Source organism: Gordonia sp. (in: high G+C Gram-positive bacteria), assembly GCF_047606305.1.
In the GTDB taxonomy this organism is placed as follows: domain Bacteria; phylum Actinomycetota; class Actinomycetes; order Mycobacteriales; family Mycobacteriaceae; genus Gordonia.
The window spans coordinates 13,110-26,663 of sequence record NZ_JASGER010000061.1; the positions used below are offsets into that span (position 1 = coordinate 13,110).

General features: G+C 69.6%; 14 protein-coding genes. 8 read left to right on the forward strand and 6 right to left on the reverse strand.

Features of this window, described 5'->3' with window-relative positions:
* Positions 1-3 precede the first annotated feature (3 nt).
* On the reverse strand, positions 4-525 hold the full coding sequence (locus tag QM634_RS09310) for a C40 family peptidase (RefSeq protein ID WP_415042563.1): 522 nt from the start codon (positions 523-525) through the stop codon (positions 4-6).
* 157 nt (positions 526-682) lie between these two features.
* On the opposite strand from QM634_RS09310, the gene QM634_RS09315 reads away from it, so the two are divergent.
* Both QM634_RS09315 and QM634_RS09320 read left to right on the forward strand, forming a co-directional pair.
* Complete coding sequence (locus tag QM634_RS09315) at positions 683-1,591, forward strand: cytochrome c oxidase assembly protein (protein ID WP_415042501.1); 909 nt, start codon at positions 683-685, stop codon at positions 1,589-1,591.
* 82 nt (positions 1,592-1,673) lie between these two features.
* On the forward strand, positions 1,674-3,017 hold the full coding sequence (locus QM634_RS09320) for an FAD-dependent oxidoreductase (RefSeq protein WP_415042502.1): 1,344 nt from the start codon (positions 1,674-1,676) through the stop codon (positions 3,015-3,017).
* Here the strand turns inward: QM634_RS09320 and dmpG are convergent.
* Genes dmpG through QM634_RS09335 form a run of 3 tightly spaced genes read right to left on the reverse strand, consistent with a single transcriptional unit; the run spans position 3,014 to position 5,836 of the window.
* Positions 3,014-4,078: a 4-hydroxy-2-oxovalerate aldolase gene (gene dmpG / locus QM634_RS09325; protein WP_415042503.1), complete on the reverse strand. Its 1,065-nt coding sequence runs from the start codon at positions 4,076-4,078 to the stop codon at positions 3,014-3,016. The genes QM634_RS09320 and dmpG overlap by 4 nt on opposite strands.
* An 8-nt stretch (positions 4,079-4,086) precedes the next feature.
* Entirely contained in the window at positions 4,087-5,010 is a 924-nt protein-coding gene (locus tag QM634_RS09330) for an acetaldehyde dehydrogenase (acetylating) (protein WP_415042504.1), read from the reverse strand.
* Positions 5,011-5,047: 37 nt separating this feature from the next.
* Positions 5,048-5,836 (reverse strand): 2-keto-4-pentenoate hydratase, encoded by a 789-nt coding sequence (locus QM634_RS09335; RefSeq protein ID WP_415042505.1) that lies wholly within the window; start codon positions 5,834-5,836, stop codon positions 5,048-5,050.
* Between the two features lie 179 nt (positions 5,837-6,015).
* Between QM634_RS09335 and kstD the strand changes: the two genes are divergently transcribed.
* The 4 genes from kstD to QM634_RS09355 are packed head-to-tail and all read left to right on the forward strand — an operon-like array spanning position 6,016 to position 9,932.
* On the forward strand, positions 6,016-7,725 hold the full coding sequence (gene kstD / locus QM634_RS09340) for a 3-oxosteroid 1-dehydrogenase (protein WP_415042506.1): 1,710 nt from the start codon (positions 6,016-6,018) through the stop codon (positions 7,723-7,725).
* Between the two features lie 10 nt (positions 7,726-7,735).
* Entirely contained in the window at positions 7,736-8,593 is an 858-nt protein-coding gene (locus tag QM634_RS09345) for a MaoC/PaaZ C-terminal domain-containing protein (RefSeq protein ID WP_415042507.1), read from the forward strand.
* 6 nt (positions 8,594-8,599) lie between these two features.
* Positions 8,600-9,493, forward strand: coding sequence for an alpha/beta fold hydrolase (locus QM634_RS09350; RefSeq protein ID WP_415042508.1), 894 nt, complete (start codon positions 8,600-8,602; stop codon positions 9,491-9,493).
* 7 nt (positions 9,494-9,500) lie between these two features.
* Positions 9,501-9,932 (forward strand): DUF6918 family protein, encoded by a 432-nt coding sequence (locus QM634_RS09355; protein ID WP_415042509.1) that lies wholly within the window; start codon positions 9,501-9,503, stop codon positions 9,930-9,932.
* Between the two features lie 7 nt (positions 9,933-9,939).
* Here QM634_RS09355 and QM634_RS09360 read toward each other — a convergent pair whose 3' ends face one another.
* Positions 9,940-10,065, reverse strand: coding sequence for a hypothetical protein (locus tag QM634_RS09360; RefSeq protein ID WP_415042510.1), 126 nt, complete (start codon positions 10,063-10,065; stop codon positions 9,940-9,942).
* Between the two features lie 324 nt (positions 10,066-10,389).
* Here QM634_RS09360 and QM634_RS09365 point away from each other — a divergent pair, with 324 nt between their 5' ends.
* Entirely contained in the window at positions 10,390-12,033 is a 1,644-nt protein-coding gene (locus tag QM634_RS09365) for an MFS transporter (RefSeq protein WP_415042564.1), read from the forward strand.
* 11 nt (positions 12,034-12,044) lie between these two features.
* Here QM634_RS09365 and QM634_RS09370 read toward each other — a convergent pair whose 3' ends face one another.
* Positions 12,045-12,491, reverse strand: a complete 447-nt coding sequence (locus tag QM634_RS09370; RefSeq protein ID WP_415042511.1) for a hypothetical protein — start codon at positions 12,489-12,491, stop codon at positions 12,045-12,047.
* Between the two features lie 85 nt (positions 12,492-12,576).
* On the opposite strand from QM634_RS09370, the gene QM634_RS09375 reads away from it, so the two are divergent.
* Positions 12,577-13,545, forward strand: a complete 969-nt coding sequence (locus QM634_RS09375; protein ID WP_415042512.1) for a GlxA family transcriptional regulator — start codon at positions 12,577-12,579, stop codon at positions 13,543-13,545.
* Positions 13,546-13,554: the final 9 nt, after the last annotated feature.

The window sequence follows — 13,554 nt, forward strand, 5'->3', positions numbered from 1 at the left end:
CCGTTAGCCGTAGCGGCGGATCGACTTGATCGGCGGCATGGTGTTGAGCGCCTGGAACTTGATCGGGTGGCCGTTGGGGCCGCCGGCGTGGAACACCTGGCCGGCGCCGGCGTAGATGCCGATGTGTCCGGCGTTGCGGTAGAAGACGATCACATCGCCCGGCGCCAGCGCCGCGATCGGAATGGCCTTGCCGACCTTCGCCTGTTGCTGACTCACGCGCGGCAGGTTGATGCCCACGGTCCGGAAGGCGAACTGCACCAGACTCGAGCAGTCCCACGCGTTGGGTCCGTTCGCGCCCCACTTGTACGGCTTGCCGATTTGCGTCATCGCCACGTTCAGCGCGGCCATCCCGGCGGGCGTCGAGACGGGCAGGTAGACATCGACCGAGCCGGACGACCCGGAGGAGCCGTTGCCGCCGGACGAACCCGTCGATCCGGCGGTCAGGTGCGGGGTGACGACCGCGCCGGCGGTCAGCGCGGCGACGATCGCCGGGGCGGCGAGCCAGCGCCCGTAGGACGCCGGCATGCGGTCGCGAAGCTTCTTCGCAGTGGGGCGTTGAGGAGTCATGCCTTCCAGCGTGCGGGAGGTTCGGGCGATTCGTCCCCCTCCATTGCCGAGGTGGAACTGAGCCGTTACCGCTGCGAAACTCGACCGCGGCGGCGACCGCTGCCACCATGGGGCCATGCCCGCGCCGACGATCCTGGACCTCGTCACCGCGTGGCGGCCGGATCCGACCACCACCGCGATCATCGTCGCGGTGGCCGGCTGCTACCTGTGGGGTTGGCGGCGAGCGCGTCTCGGGGCGGGCTGCGCGGCGACCTTGCTCCTCGGCTGCCTGCTGTGGCTGTGGGCCGGCAGCGGCTTTCCCGGTGCCTACGGCGACACGCTGTTCTGGGCGCGCGCACTGCAGGTGGTCACGCTGCTGATGCTCACGCCGTTCCTGCTGGCGGCCGCACGACCGGTCACCGCCGCGGCCGCCCTGCCCGGACTCCGTCGACCCCTGATGCGCGCCGGCCGCTCACCGGCGGCGCGCCTGCTCCTGTCCCCGTGGACGACCTCGATCGCGCTGCTCCTCACCCCGTGGCTGCTGTACCTGACGCGGTGGTATCCGGCAGTGCTGCACCACGGCGCCGTCGACACGGTCACCCGGCTGTGGCTGGTCCTCGTCGGCGTCGTCTACTTCTACGCCCGGCTACAGGTCGATCCGGTGCCCCGACGGCGGCACGCGGGCCTGTCGCTGCTGGTCAGCACCGCCGAAGCCCTCGGCGACGGCGCGCTGGGCGTCGTGCTCTGGCAGGGCCCGATGGTCGCGGCCTCGTACTACGAGGCGCTGCACCGCGGGTGGGGGCCCGACCCGCGCACCGACCAGACCATCGGAGCGGGAATCCTGTGGGTGCTCGGCGACGTCCTGGGACTGCCCTTCCTGATCTTCCTGTTCCACCGGCTGCGCGCCGACGACGAGCGCACCGCCGCCCGCGAGGACGCCCGGCTCGACGTCGCGCCCACTGCTGCGGCGGCCGACGAGGCCGTCACCGAGGAGCCGTGGTGGGTCGGCGACCCCCGATTGGCGGAGCGTTTCAAGCGGGGGTGAGGCCGCGTCTGGTGAATCGCCCACGCGGGGTGGACACATTCCCTATGTTGTCTACTAAGCCCGTCCACGGAGGTTCGTCACAGTGGCCAAACCACAGCACTGCATCGTCATCGGCGCCGGAGTCGCCGGCCTGGGCGCCGCCGTCCGCCTCGCCGAGGCAGGTGTCCGGGTCACCCTGCTCGAGCGTCGGGCCCAGTTCGGCGGTCGCACCCACTCGATCCCCGTCGACGCGGTCGACGACACCGCCGACAACGGCGTGCACGTCATCTCCGGCGCCTTCACCGAACTCTTCGAGTACCTCGACCTGATCGGCAGCCGTGACAAGCTGATCCAGCCCGACCGCTACTCACGTCGCGTGCTGCCCGGCGGCAAGATCGACGACCGCGGACCCGGGTCCCTGTTCGCCTGGGCGCCCGGCAACAGCTGGCGCGAGCGCCTCGCCATGTGGCGCGCCTACCTGCGGATGACGCGCGACGCCATCTGGCGCAAGGACTCGTTGAACGACATCACCGCCCAACAGTGGCTGGACCGCGCCGGCTTGCCGCGCAGTTGCCAGGACACCTGGGTCGACTTCCTGATCATCGGCGCCCTCAACGAGAAGCCCGACCTGGTCTCGGCGCGCGCCTTCCGCGACCTGCTGGGGATCATGGTCAAACGCGGCCGCCAGGCGCAGGAGCACGGTTCACTGCTCTACTCGTCGACCGACTTCAACTCGCTGTTCGTCGCCGGCGCCGAGAAGGTGCTCGCCAACAACGGTTGCGAGATCCGGGACCGCTCGACGGTGCGCAAGGTCGTGATCGACGACGGCAAGGTCACCGGGGTCACCCTGACCGGCGGCGAGTTCATCGAGGTGGACGCGGTCATCTGCGCGGTTCCGCCGTGGAGCATCGAGGGACTGCTCGACGACCTTCCCGAGCACGGACGCCTGCACGAGGTCGCCGACCAACTCGTCCCGGCGCCGATCGTCTGCACCTACCTGTGGCTCGACAAGTCCCTCGACATGCCCTTCGCCATCGACGCGCTCGTCGGCGGCATCGGCATCGTCGAGCAGGTCTTCGACCGGCAGCGGATGGTCGGCTACGACGGCAGCGACCGTGGCCTCTACGCCTATTCGACGATGGTCAGCGCCGCCTACGACCTCAACTCGCTGCACACGAACGCCGAGGTCCTCGACGTGACGATGGACTTCCTCCGCAAGTACTACCCGGCGGCCGAGGACGCGAACCTCGAGCACGGACTGGTCGTCCGGATGAAGAACGCGACCTTCAGCCAGCGACCGGGAACCTTCGGGATCCGACCGCAGCAGAAGACCTCCGTCGACGGATTGGTCCTCGCCGGCGACTGGACGCAGACCGACTTCCCGTCGACGATCGGCGGCGCCGCGCAGAGTGCGCAGCGAGCCGTCGACGTGCTGCTGGGGAACTAGACCCCGGCGTTCGCGTCCTGCTTCTTCTTCAGCTCGAGCGCGATGTCGATGAGCTGGTCCTCCTGGCCGCCGACGAGCTTGCGGTTGCCCGCCTCGATCAGGATGTCGGCCGCCGAGACGCCGTACTTGTCGGCGTGCCCCTCGGCGTGCTTGAGGAAGGAGCTGTAGCAGCCGGCGTAGCCCATCATCATGGCCGGGCGGTCCACCAGGCACTCGGTGGGCATGGCCGGGCGGACCACGTCCTGCGCGGCGTCGGCGATCTTCAGGAAGTCGACGCCGCTCTTGATGCCGAGCTTGTCGCAGACGCCGACGAAGGCCTCCGTCGGGGTGTTGCCGGCACCGGCGCCGAAGCGGCGGACCGAGCCGTCGATCTGCTGCGCGCCCGAGCGGATCGCCATGATCGAGTTGGCGACGGCGACGTCGAGGTTCTCGTGGCCGTGGAAGCCCACCTGCGCGTCGTCGCCCAGCTCGGCGACCAGGGCCGAGACACGATCGGAGACCTGCTCGAGGACCAGCGCACCGGCGGAGTCGACGACGTAGACGCACTGGCAGCCGGCGTCGGCCATGATGCGCGCCTGCTTCGCGAGTACCTCGGGCGTCTGGGTGTGGCTCATCATCAGGAAGCCGACGGTCTCCAGGCCGAGCTCGCGGGCGAGGCCGAAGTGCTGGATCGAGACGTCGGCCTCGGTGCAGTGCGTGGCGATGCGACAGATCTGGCCGCCGTTGTCACGCGCCTCGATGATGTCGTCCTTGATCCCCAGGCCGGGAAGCATCAGGAAGGCGATCTTCGCGTTCTTCGCCGTCTCGGCCGCGGCCTTGATCAGCTGCTGCTCGGGGGTCTTGGAAAAGCCGTAGTTGAACGACGATCCGCCCAGGCCGTCACCGTGGGTCACCTCGATGACCGGGACACCGGCGCCGTCGAGCGCGCCGACGATGTCGCGCACCTCCTGCTCGGTGAACTGGTGGCGCTTGTGGTGGCTGCCGTCGCGCAGCGACGAGTCGGTGATGCGGATGTCGAGGGTGTCCGAGTACGGCCGGGCATTGGCCATCAGGTCGCTCATGGTTGCACTCACTTCCCGGCCTTGGCGGTCTCGCCCGCGGCCAGCTTGGACTTGGCGATCTCCTCGCCGACCTTGGTGGCGGCGGCGGTCATGATGTCGAGGTTTCCGGCGTACGGCGGCAGGAAGTCGCCCGCACCCTCGACCTCGACGAAGATCGAGACGCGCGCGTGGCCGCCGTTGAGGACGCTTGGCGGGTCGAACTGCGGGTCCTGCAGCAACCGGTAGCCGGGGACGTACTCCTGGATGTCCTTCTCACGCTGGTGGATGGCCGCGGCGATCGCATCGGTGTCGGCGTCGGCCGGGATGGCGCAGAAGATGGTGTCGCGCATGATCATCGGCGGATCGGCCGGATTCAGGATGATGATCGCCTTGCCTCGGTCGGCGCCGCCGATCGTCTCGATGCCGCGCGAGGTGGTCTTGGTGAACTCGTCGATGTTGGCGCGGGTGCCGGGACCGGCTGACTCCGACGACACCGACGCGACGATCTCGGCATAGGGGACCGGGACCACGGACGACACGGCGTGCACCATCGGAATCGTCGCCTGGCCGCCACAGGTGATCATGTTCGTGTTCGGGGCGTCGAGGTGCTCGCGCAGGTTCGCCGGCGGCACGACCGCCGGGCCGACGGCGGCCGGGGTCAGGTCGATCGCGGTGATCCCCGCCTCGGCGTACTTGGGCGCGTACTCGCGGTGCACGTAGGCACTGGTCGCCTCGAAGATGAGGTCGGGCTTCTCGGCCGAGGCCAGCAGCTCGTCGGCGCCCCCCGCCATCGTGATGAGGCCGTGGTCGGCGGCGCGCTTCATCCCCTCGGAGTCGGCGTCGATGCCGACCATCCACTTCGGTTCGATGACGTCGGACCGCTCGAGCTTGTACATCAGGTCGGTGCCGATGTTGCCCGAGCCGATGATCGCCGCGCTCAGTTTGGCGCTCATGGGAGCCTCCTCAATCTTTCTGGGCTGTTGTGAAGTCTTACGTGAAATCCAGGGTGACGCTGCCGAGTCCGGCGAACTCGGCGACGAAGTGGTCGCCGCTCGCGATGTCGATGGCGCGGGTCGCGGTGCCCGGCAGGATGACGTCGCCCTTGCGCAGGCGCACCCCGAAGGAGGACACCTTGTTGGCCAGCCACGACACCGCGTTCAGCGGGTGGCCGAGCACCTCCGAGGAGTTGCCCTGCGCGATGACCTCGCCGTTGCGGGTCAGCGTCGCGTCGATGTCGCCGGTGTCGATGTCGGCGATCTTCACGCGCTGCTCACCGAGGATCCAGCCGCACGACGACGCATTGTCGGCGATCGTGTCCGGCAGGGTGATCTTCCAGTCCTTGATGCGCGAGTCGATCAGTTCGATCGACGGGACGACCCACTCGATCGCGCGCACGACGTCCTCGTTGGTGCAGCCCTCGCCCGGCAGGTCGTCGCCGAGGATGAACCCGACCTCCACCTCCACGCGGGGGATGCACAGCGCCGAGAAGTCGATCGGCTTGCCCTCGAAGTACTGCATGTCGTCGAGGAGGTGCCCGTAGTCGGGCTCGTCGACGTTCATCATCTTCTGCATCGCCTCGGACGCCAGGCCCACCTTGTGGCCGGCCACCTTTGCCCCGGCGTCGAGCCGGCGGCGGATGTTGATGAGCTGGATCTCGTAGGCGTCGACGACGTCGAGGTCGGGGTGGGCGGCGGTCGGCGGGTCGATCGCGACGGCGGTTTCCTCGGCCCGGGCCAGGTCCGCGGCGATCTGGGCGCGCAGGTCGTCACTGACGGCCATCTGCCCTCCTCGTGTCCAGGTGCGAACGGGTTACTGTTTTCTCATCTCCACCGGCGCTGGCATGGCCTTCTAGCTGCTATAGCCGGGTTCTGGACCAATACTATAACGTGTTCTAATTATTGGGTAGATTGAGTGGCATCAGACGGCCTGGCCAGACCAGTGCCGCGGAGAGGACTGAAATGACCACGCCCGAAGAGTTCGATGTCGTCGTCGTCGGTGCCGGCGCCGCCGGGATGAGCGCCGCGCTGACCGCCGCCACGCAGGGGCTCAAGACCGTCCTGATCGAGAAGTCGCCGTACTGGGGCGGCTCGACGTCGCGCTCGGGTGGCGGCGTGTGGATCCCCAACAACTCGGTGCTGCAGCGCGACGGCGTCGATGACACCGTCGAGAAGGCCCGCGAGTACGTCAAGGCCATCATCGGCGAGCACGCACCGGAGGCGAAGATCGACGCCTACATCGATCGCGGTCCCGAGGCCCTCGACTACCTGATGGCGCACTCCCCGCTCGAGCTCGAGTGGGTCAAGGACTACTCCGACTACTACCCCGAGGCCCCCGGCGGCCGCCTGGGCGGACGCTCCTGCGAGCCCAAGCCGTTCGACGCGCGCCGCCTCGGCAAGGATCTGGACACGCTGCACCCGCAGTACACCAAGGCACCGCTCAACATGGTGGTGCTGCAGAGCGACTACCGCTGGATGAACATCGGCATGCGCCACCCGAAGGGCATCGCGCGCATGGCCAAGGTCGCCGGCCGCTTCAGCTGGTCCAAGTCGCGCAACAAGAAGCTCATCGCCATGGGCGCCGCGCTGGCCGCCGAGCTTCTCCTCGGCCTGCGCGAGGCCGGCGTGCCGATCCTGTTCAACACCGCGCTCACCGACCTGGTCACCGACAAGAAGGGCGCCGTCGTCGGCGTGAAGACCGAGTCCGACGGCAAGCCCGGCGAGATCCGCGCCCGCTACGGCGTGATCCTCGGTTCCGGCGGCTTCGAGCAGAACGAACAGATGCGCAAGAAGTACCAGCGCGCCCCGGTGGGCACGGAGTGGACGACCGGCTCGGAGTTCAACACCGGCGACGGCATCCGTGCCGGCATCAAGGCCGGTGCCGACGTCGCCCTCATGGACGACGCCTGGTGGGGCCCGACGATCCCGCTGCCCAAGGGCCCGTGGTTCGCCCTGTCGGAGCGCTCGGTGCCCGGCACCTTCATCGTCAACGAGCGCGGCGAGCGCTTCATGAACGAGTCGCTGCCCTACGTCGAGGCCGCCCACCAGATGTTCGGCGGCGAGTTCGGCCAGGGCGACGGCCCGGGCGAGAACGTCCCGGCGTGGATGATCATGGACACCCGCTGCCGCAACCGCTACCTGTTCGCCGGCATCCCGGCGCGCCAGCCGATCCCCAAGAGCTGGCTCAAGAGCGGCGCCGTCGTGAAGGCCGCGACCCTGGAGGAGCTCGCCGAGAAGACGGGCCTGCCCGCCGACAAGCTCAAGGAGACCACCGACCGGTTCAACGGCTTTGCCCGCAGCGGTGTCGACGAGGACTTCCACCGCGGCAAGAGCGGCTACGACCACTACTACGGCGACATCACCAACAAGCCGAACCCCAGCCTCGGCCCGGTCGACAAGCCGCCGTTCTACGCGGTCAAGATGGTCCCGGGCGACCTCGGCACCAAGGGCGGCATCGTCACCGACGAGAACGGTCGTGCCCTGCGCTCGGACGGCAGCGTGATCCCGGGTCTGTACGCCGCGGGCAACACCAGCGCCCCGGTCATGGGCCACACCTACGCCGGTCCCGGCGCGACCATCGGCCCCGCCATGGTGTTCGGCTACCTCGCCGCGCTCGACGCGAAGGCCCACGCCGACGCCGACAGCCCGGCGGCCGCCGCCAGCAGCAAGTAGGGGGCGACCGATGCCTATCGATCCGAAGGCGGCGCTCGGCGCCGAACTGCCCGAGACCACGTTCTCGTGGACCGCGTCCGACGTCGCGCTCTACCACCTCGCGGTGGGCGCGGCCGCCGACCCGATGGACGTCGAGGGGTTGAAGTACGTCGACGACTCCGCCCCCAAGGTGCTCCCGACGTTCGCGACCGTCGCCGCCGGCTTCCACGCCACCGAGCCCCCCAAGGTGTCCTTCCCCGGCATCGACATCGACCTGGCCAAGGTCGTGCACGGCAGCCAGCAGGTGACCGCGCACCGGCCGCTGCCGCCGTCGGGCACCGCGACCACCCGCACCCGCATCGCCGAGCTGCAGGACAAGGGCTCGGCGGCGGTGATCGTGCAGGAGTCCGAGACCGTCGACGCCGACGGCCAGACGCTGTGGACGGCCCGTTCGTCGATCTTCGCCAAGGGCGAGGGCGGCTTCGGCGGCGAGCGCGGCGCCTCGTCGAAGGTGGAGCTCCCCGATCGCGCGCCCGACCACAAGATCGCGGTGCCGACGCGGCCCAACCAGGCGCTGCTGTACCGCCTGTGCGGCGACCGCAACCCGCTGCACTCCGACCCCGCGTTCGCCAAGAAGGCCGGCTTCGACCGACCCATCCTGCACGGACTGTGCTCCTACGGCAGCGTGGCGCGGGCGATCGTCGACGACCTGCTCGACGGCGACGTCACCGCGATGGCGGACTACTCGGCATCCTTCGCCGGGATCGTGCTGCCCGGCGAGACGCTCAACCTCGACGTGTGGGACACCGGCGAGCGCCTGTTGCTCACCGCGACCGTCGCCGAGCGCGACGCCCCCGCACTGGGCAACGTCGTCGCCGTCAAGCGGTAGCCGGCGATGACCGATACGCCGACGACCGCCCCCGTCTGGTTCACCGACGCGGTCGGTACGAAGCCGCGTCTGGAGACCGTCGCCGTCGACGGTGCCGACGTCGCCTACCGGGTGTGGGACGATGCCGGCGACGAGCCGCGCCCCGGAATCCTGCTGGTCCACGGCGGTGCCGCGCACGCCGGTTGGTGGGATCACCTCGCCCCCCAGCTGGTCGCCGACGGCTACCGCGTCGCGGCCTTCGACCTGTCCGGCCACGGTGACAGCGACTGGCGCGAGGACCACTACACCTATCGCGGCTGGGCGACCGAGCTCGTCGAGGTCGCCAAGGCCGCCGGCATCGCCGACGACCTGGTCGTCATCGGCCACAGCATGGGCGGGATCGTCTCGATGTTCGCCTCGGTCGAGTACCCCGACGTCGTCGACCGCGTCGTCATCGTCGACTCCGAGTTGTTCGACGCCGACGACATCAAGCGCATGATGACCCACGGCGCCCCGGTGGACACCGCCATCCCGCGCAAATCCCGCCACTACGCCTCGCGCGAGGAGGCACTGGGCCGCTACCGCCTCCTGCCCGACCAGGAGACGCTGCCCTACGTGCGCGACTACGTCGCGCGGGGCTCGGTGACCAGTGACGACGACGGCTGGCGCTGGAAATTCGACCGCAGCTTCCCCACGCGCCTGACCGATCCGGCCCCCACTCCCCCGCCCGGTTGTCGGTTGACGATCATCCGCGGCGAGCACGGCGTGATGGATCCGGTCAAGGCGAAGGCACTCTTCGAGTCGCGGCCGGCGGGCACCTCGAGCCTGGTGACGATGCCCGACACGGGCCACCACGTTATGCTCGACCGTCCGTTGGAATTGCTCGCCGAGCTGCGCACCGCGCTCGGCGACAGCGACTAGGAGAACGATGAGCAACTCACTGGAGAAGGCCGGCGGGGCGAACCGCGCCGCCACCGTCGACGCACTCGTGAACGCGATCGACGCCGAGGTGAAGGACCAGTCCGGCCTGTCGGGAACCGCGGTGAAGGCCGCGTACGCCGCGGTGCAGAAGGCCAAGCCGAACGTCGTGACCAATGCGACGAACGCGATGCTGGACGACTTCCTCGCCGCCCTCGCCCCGCTGTGGGACGCCAAGCCGGCGGGCACGGGCTTCGGTGCGTACCTGGCCTCGAACGGCGACCGCGCCGCCGAGGCCCTGCTGGCGGTGACCGACGGTCAGACCGCCGACGCGAAGCCGGCCTTGGCCAAGGCCTACAACTCGTTGCGCGGCAAGGCCAAGGATTACGTCATCGCCGCCCTGCCCCGCGTCGGCGACGCGATCGAGCAGAACGCTACGTAACGGCGGTTCAGACCGCGGAGACAGCGATGACGACGAGCCCCACGACGACGGCGATCAACGCCGTCAGCATGGAGAGCACGCGCCACATCCGCACTCGAACCGCATCGGAGTCAGTGACCTGGGTGGTAGCCATGATCTCCCACTTTCCTTCGTCCCGGCCTCTGGATTTGCGGAGCTCCGACCAGGAACTTGTTGCTCCAGTGACTAATGTGACACAGAACATGCCCCGGTTCCGGAACTGCGCGCCCGTGTCGCGAATTGCCCGAATCGTTACCGAACACACCGCTGCCGATCAGGCCGTCGAAAGAGGCTCAGCATGAAGCACGAGAGCACCACCGGCGACCTCGATTCCGCCGATGCCGGGATCGGCATCGAGTCCGGGGTCCCCGAGGAGCACCCGGTCCGCGACGCCATCCGCGCCCGCGACCTGTCGGGCACCGTCACCGCCGCCAAGGGGATGGACTGGCGGTCCATCTGGCTGGTCTTCATCGTCTGTCTCGCGGTCAGCATGGTCGTCGCCGCGATGGCCGCCCTGAACACCGCGCTGCAGGCGATCAGCGCCGACCCCAAGATCGCCGCCAACGCCTCCGAGCAGACGTGGATCATCGACGGCTACACGTTGATGCTCGCCGCGCTGCTCCTGCCGGCCGGCGCCATCGGCGATCGGCTGGGCCGGCGCGGCGTGATGATCAGCGGACTGGTCGTCTTCGGCATCGCCTCGCTGCTCGGCGTTTTCGCCCAGAACGCGGTCCAGCTGATCGGCACCCGTGCGCTGGCCGGAGCGGCCGCGGCGTTCATCATGCCGACCACGCTGTCGCTCATCACCTCCAACGTCCCGGTGCACCGTCGCCCGCTCGCGATCAGCGTCTGGTCGGCCATCGCCGGCATCGGCGCGATCGCCGGGTTCTTCGTCACCGGGCTGCTGCTCAAGTACTTCGGCAAGGACAACTGGCAGGCGATCCTGATCACCTTCGCCGTCTCCGCCGCGATCACCGCGGCGGTCTGCCTGACGATCGGCACGTCGAAGGACGCCTCCCCCGATCCGTTCGACTGGATCGGTTCGCTCACGTCGGTCGTCGCCATCTTCGCGATCGTCTTCGGCCTGCTGGAGGCCCCGCACCACGGTTGGACCAGCCCGCTGGTGCTCTCCACCCTGATCGGCGGCACGGCGATGGCGGCGGTGTTCTGCCTCATCCAGATCCGGATCAAGTACCCGTTGCTCGACGTGAAGCTGTTCGCCAACCGCGCCTTCGGCGCCGGTTCCCTCTCGGTGATGTTGCAGTTCTTCGCGTCGTTCGCCGTCTTCTTCCTGGCCCTGCAGCAGCTGCAGCTGATCTTCGGCTACACGGCGTTGGCCTCGGCGGTCGCCCTGTTCCCGCTGGTCCTGGGCGTCGGCGTCTTCGCGCTCCTGGGCAACTGGCTGGCGGTGCGCTATCACTCGCTGCGCTTCGTGCTCGCGGTCGGCGTCTTCTTCGCCGGGCTGGGGATCCTGCTCATGGGCGTCATCAAGTACACGCAGTACTGGCAGATGGCGCTGCTGCTGGTGATCCTCGCCGTGGGCATCGGCCTGGCCACCGCCCCGTCGACGACGGCCATCATGCAGAACACCCCGCTCGACGACCAGGGCGTCGGTTCCGCGGTCAACGACACCGCCCGCGAGCTCGGCGCGGCGATCGGGATCGCGCTGGCCGGTTCGATCCTCGCCGCCGGCTACGCCAACCGGATCGAGTCCACGGCCGAGACGGCCAGGCAGGCGCTGAGCAACCCGGCGACCGGCGGCGACCCCGCCAAGGCGATGGAGGCGGCCGAGGGCATCCGCAACTCCCTCGGCGGCGCGACGCACGTCGCCGACCACTTGACCAAGAGTCTGCCGCCGAACGCACCGGCCGAGCAGGTCGCGCAGGTCCACTCGCTGAGCGAGAAGATCCTCGACGGCGCGCAGGCGGCGTTCACCACGCCGATGCACACCTCGTTCATCATCCTCGGCGCGATCCTCATCGCCGGCGGCGCCTTCCTCGCCTGGTTCGCCCCGCGCCGCATGGTGCCGCTCACCGACGCCGAGCGGGCGGCCGAGCAAGCCGCGGCCGACCAGACCGCATAGGGGGGCGGGCGCTACTGCGCGATCGGCGCCAGGTGCTCGAACGCGGCGATCCGGCTGACTTCCGGTAGGCGACGGATCGCGCCGTTCTGGGCCCACTGCCCCTCGGGCACCTCGTCGACGACACAGGAGCTCACGGCCAACCGCGACGCCCCGGCCAGCTCGGTCACGACCTCGTGCAGATCGCGGGCGAATCGTTCCTTGCGCGCACCGTCGAGCACGCCGGTGCTGACCTGCCAGTCGACGAAGACGCCGGCGACGGCCTCGTCGGCCGGGAAGCCGGCCGAGTAGAACCGCCCGGGCGCCAATTCCGTCAGCAGGACCAGGGCGCGCGTTCGGCGTTCGGGATCGTCGGGCACGGACTCTGCCCGGCACGCGGCGTCGGTCAGCGCGGTGACGAGCCGCGACGTCTGTTCGACGTCGAAGGCCCCGTGGGTCACGGTCACTCTCAATAGCGGCATGTCATCAGTGTCGGCGTCGGCGAGCGTGTGCCACCAGTGGCGAGATAGCCGTGGATATTGCAATACTCGCCGTATGCCGTCGGCGATGGGCCCTGCGGTCGAGGTCGACCTGCTCGTCCTCGACGGAGCCAGCGCGGGTGCCGTCGGCGCGACGCTCGACATCCTGTCCGCTGCCAACCGTCTCGCCGGCGGGCGACGATTCGACTACCGGTGCGTCGGCACCGGGGAAACCGCCCGGCTGCGCGGTGGGTTGTTGGCCCCCACCACCCCACTCGGCGGGACGCGGGCCCGGCGCGTCGTGATCCTGCCCGGACTCGGGGCGGCGACCGCCGACGAGATCGCGGCACTCACCGCCCGCCCGGACACCGCCGCCGCCACCGGGTGGCTGCGCGAGGCGGTCGACGGCGGTTCGGAGGTCGCGGCATCGTGTTCGGCGGTGTTCCTCCTCGCCGTCGCCGGCGTGCTGACCGATCGACGATGCGTGACGACCTGGTGGCTCGGGGCCGACCTGGCCGCGATGGCACCGGGCTGCCGGGTCGACATCGATCAGATGGTCGTGGTCGACGGCCCCGTGTGGACCGCCGGCAGCGCCTTCGCGCACATCGACCTCACCCTGGCCCTGGTGCGCCGCCACGGCGGTGCGGCCCTCGCCGACGAGGTGGGCCGCCGACTCATCGTCGACGAGCGGTCGTCACAGGCCCGGTTCATGATCCCGTCACACCTGGCCGCGCGCGACGACCTGGTCGCCGACCTCGAGACCCACGTGCGGACCAACCTGGGGCAGCCGCACTCGCTGGCCTCCCTCGCCGCGGCCTGCCGGACGAGTACCCGGACGCTGGACCGCCGCACCCGGGCCGCAGTGGGCATGAGCCCGATGCAACTGGTCGCACGGGTGCGGCTCGACCGCGCCCTGCACCTGCTGCGCACGACGGACGAGTCGTTGCCCGCGATCGCGGCCGCGGTGGGGCTGGGCGATCCGACGGCGCTGCACCGCCTGGTGAAGCGCCACACCGGAAGCGCACCCGGCGCACTGCGCGGGCACCCCCGTCGGTGAGACGGATCG

What these genes read in the sequence shown, in the direction of transcription:
- QM634_RS09310 (WP_415042563.1), bottom strand. Translation starts at nt 525, where the DNA reads ATGCCGGCGTCCTACGGGCGCTGGCTCGCCGCCCCGGCGATCGTCGCC.
- QM634_RS09315 (WP_415042501.1), top strand. Translation starts at nt 683, where the DNA reads ATGCCCGCGCCGACGATCCTGGACCTCGTCACCGCGTGGCGGCCGGAT.
- dmpG (WP_415042503.1), bottom strand. Translation starts at nt 4,078, where the DNA reads ATGAGCGACCTGATGGCCAATGCCCGGCCGTACTCGGACACCCTCGAC.
- QM634_RS09330 (WP_415042504.1), bottom strand. Translation starts at nt 5,010, where the DNA reads ATGAGCGCCAAACTGAGCGCGGCGATCATCGGCTCGGGCAACATCGGC.
- QM634_RS09335 (WP_415042505.1), bottom strand. Translation starts at nt 5,836, where the DNA reads ATGGCCGTCAGTGACGACCTGCGCGCCCAGATCGCCGCGGACCTGGCC.
- kstD (WP_415042506.1), top strand. Translation starts at nt 6,016, where the DNA reads ATGACCACGCCCGAAGAGTTCGATGTCGTCGTCGTCGGTGCCGGCGCC.
- QM634_RS09345 (WP_415042507.1), top strand. Translation starts at nt 7,736, where the DNA reads ATGCCTATCGATCCGAAGGCGGCGCTCGGCGCCGAACTGCCCGAGACC.
- QM634_RS09350 (WP_415042508.1), top strand. Translation starts at nt 8,600, where the DNA reads ATGACCGATACGCCGACGACCGCCCCCGTCTGGTTCACCGACGCGGTC.
- QM634_RS09355 (WP_415042509.1), top strand. Translation starts at nt 9,501, where the DNA reads ATGAGCAACTCACTGGAGAAGGCCGGCGGGGCGAACCGCGCCGCCACC.
- QM634_RS09360 (WP_415042510.1), bottom strand. Translation starts at nt 10,065, where the DNA reads ATGGCTACCACCCAGGTCACTGACTCCGATGCGGTTCGAGTGCGGATG.
- QM634_RS09365 (WP_415042564.1), top strand. Translation starts at nt 10,390, where the DNA reads ATGGACTGGCGGTCCATCTGGCTGGTCTTCATCGTCTGTCTCGCGGTC.
- QM634_RS09370 (WP_415042511.1), bottom strand. Translation starts at nt 12,491, where the DNA reads ATGCCGCTATTGAGAGTGACCGTGACCCACGGGGCCTTCGACGTCGAA.
- QM634_RS09375 (WP_415042512.1), top strand. Translation starts at nt 12,577, where the DNA reads ATGGGCCCTGCGGTCGAGGTCGACCTGCTCGTCCTCGACGGAGCCAGC.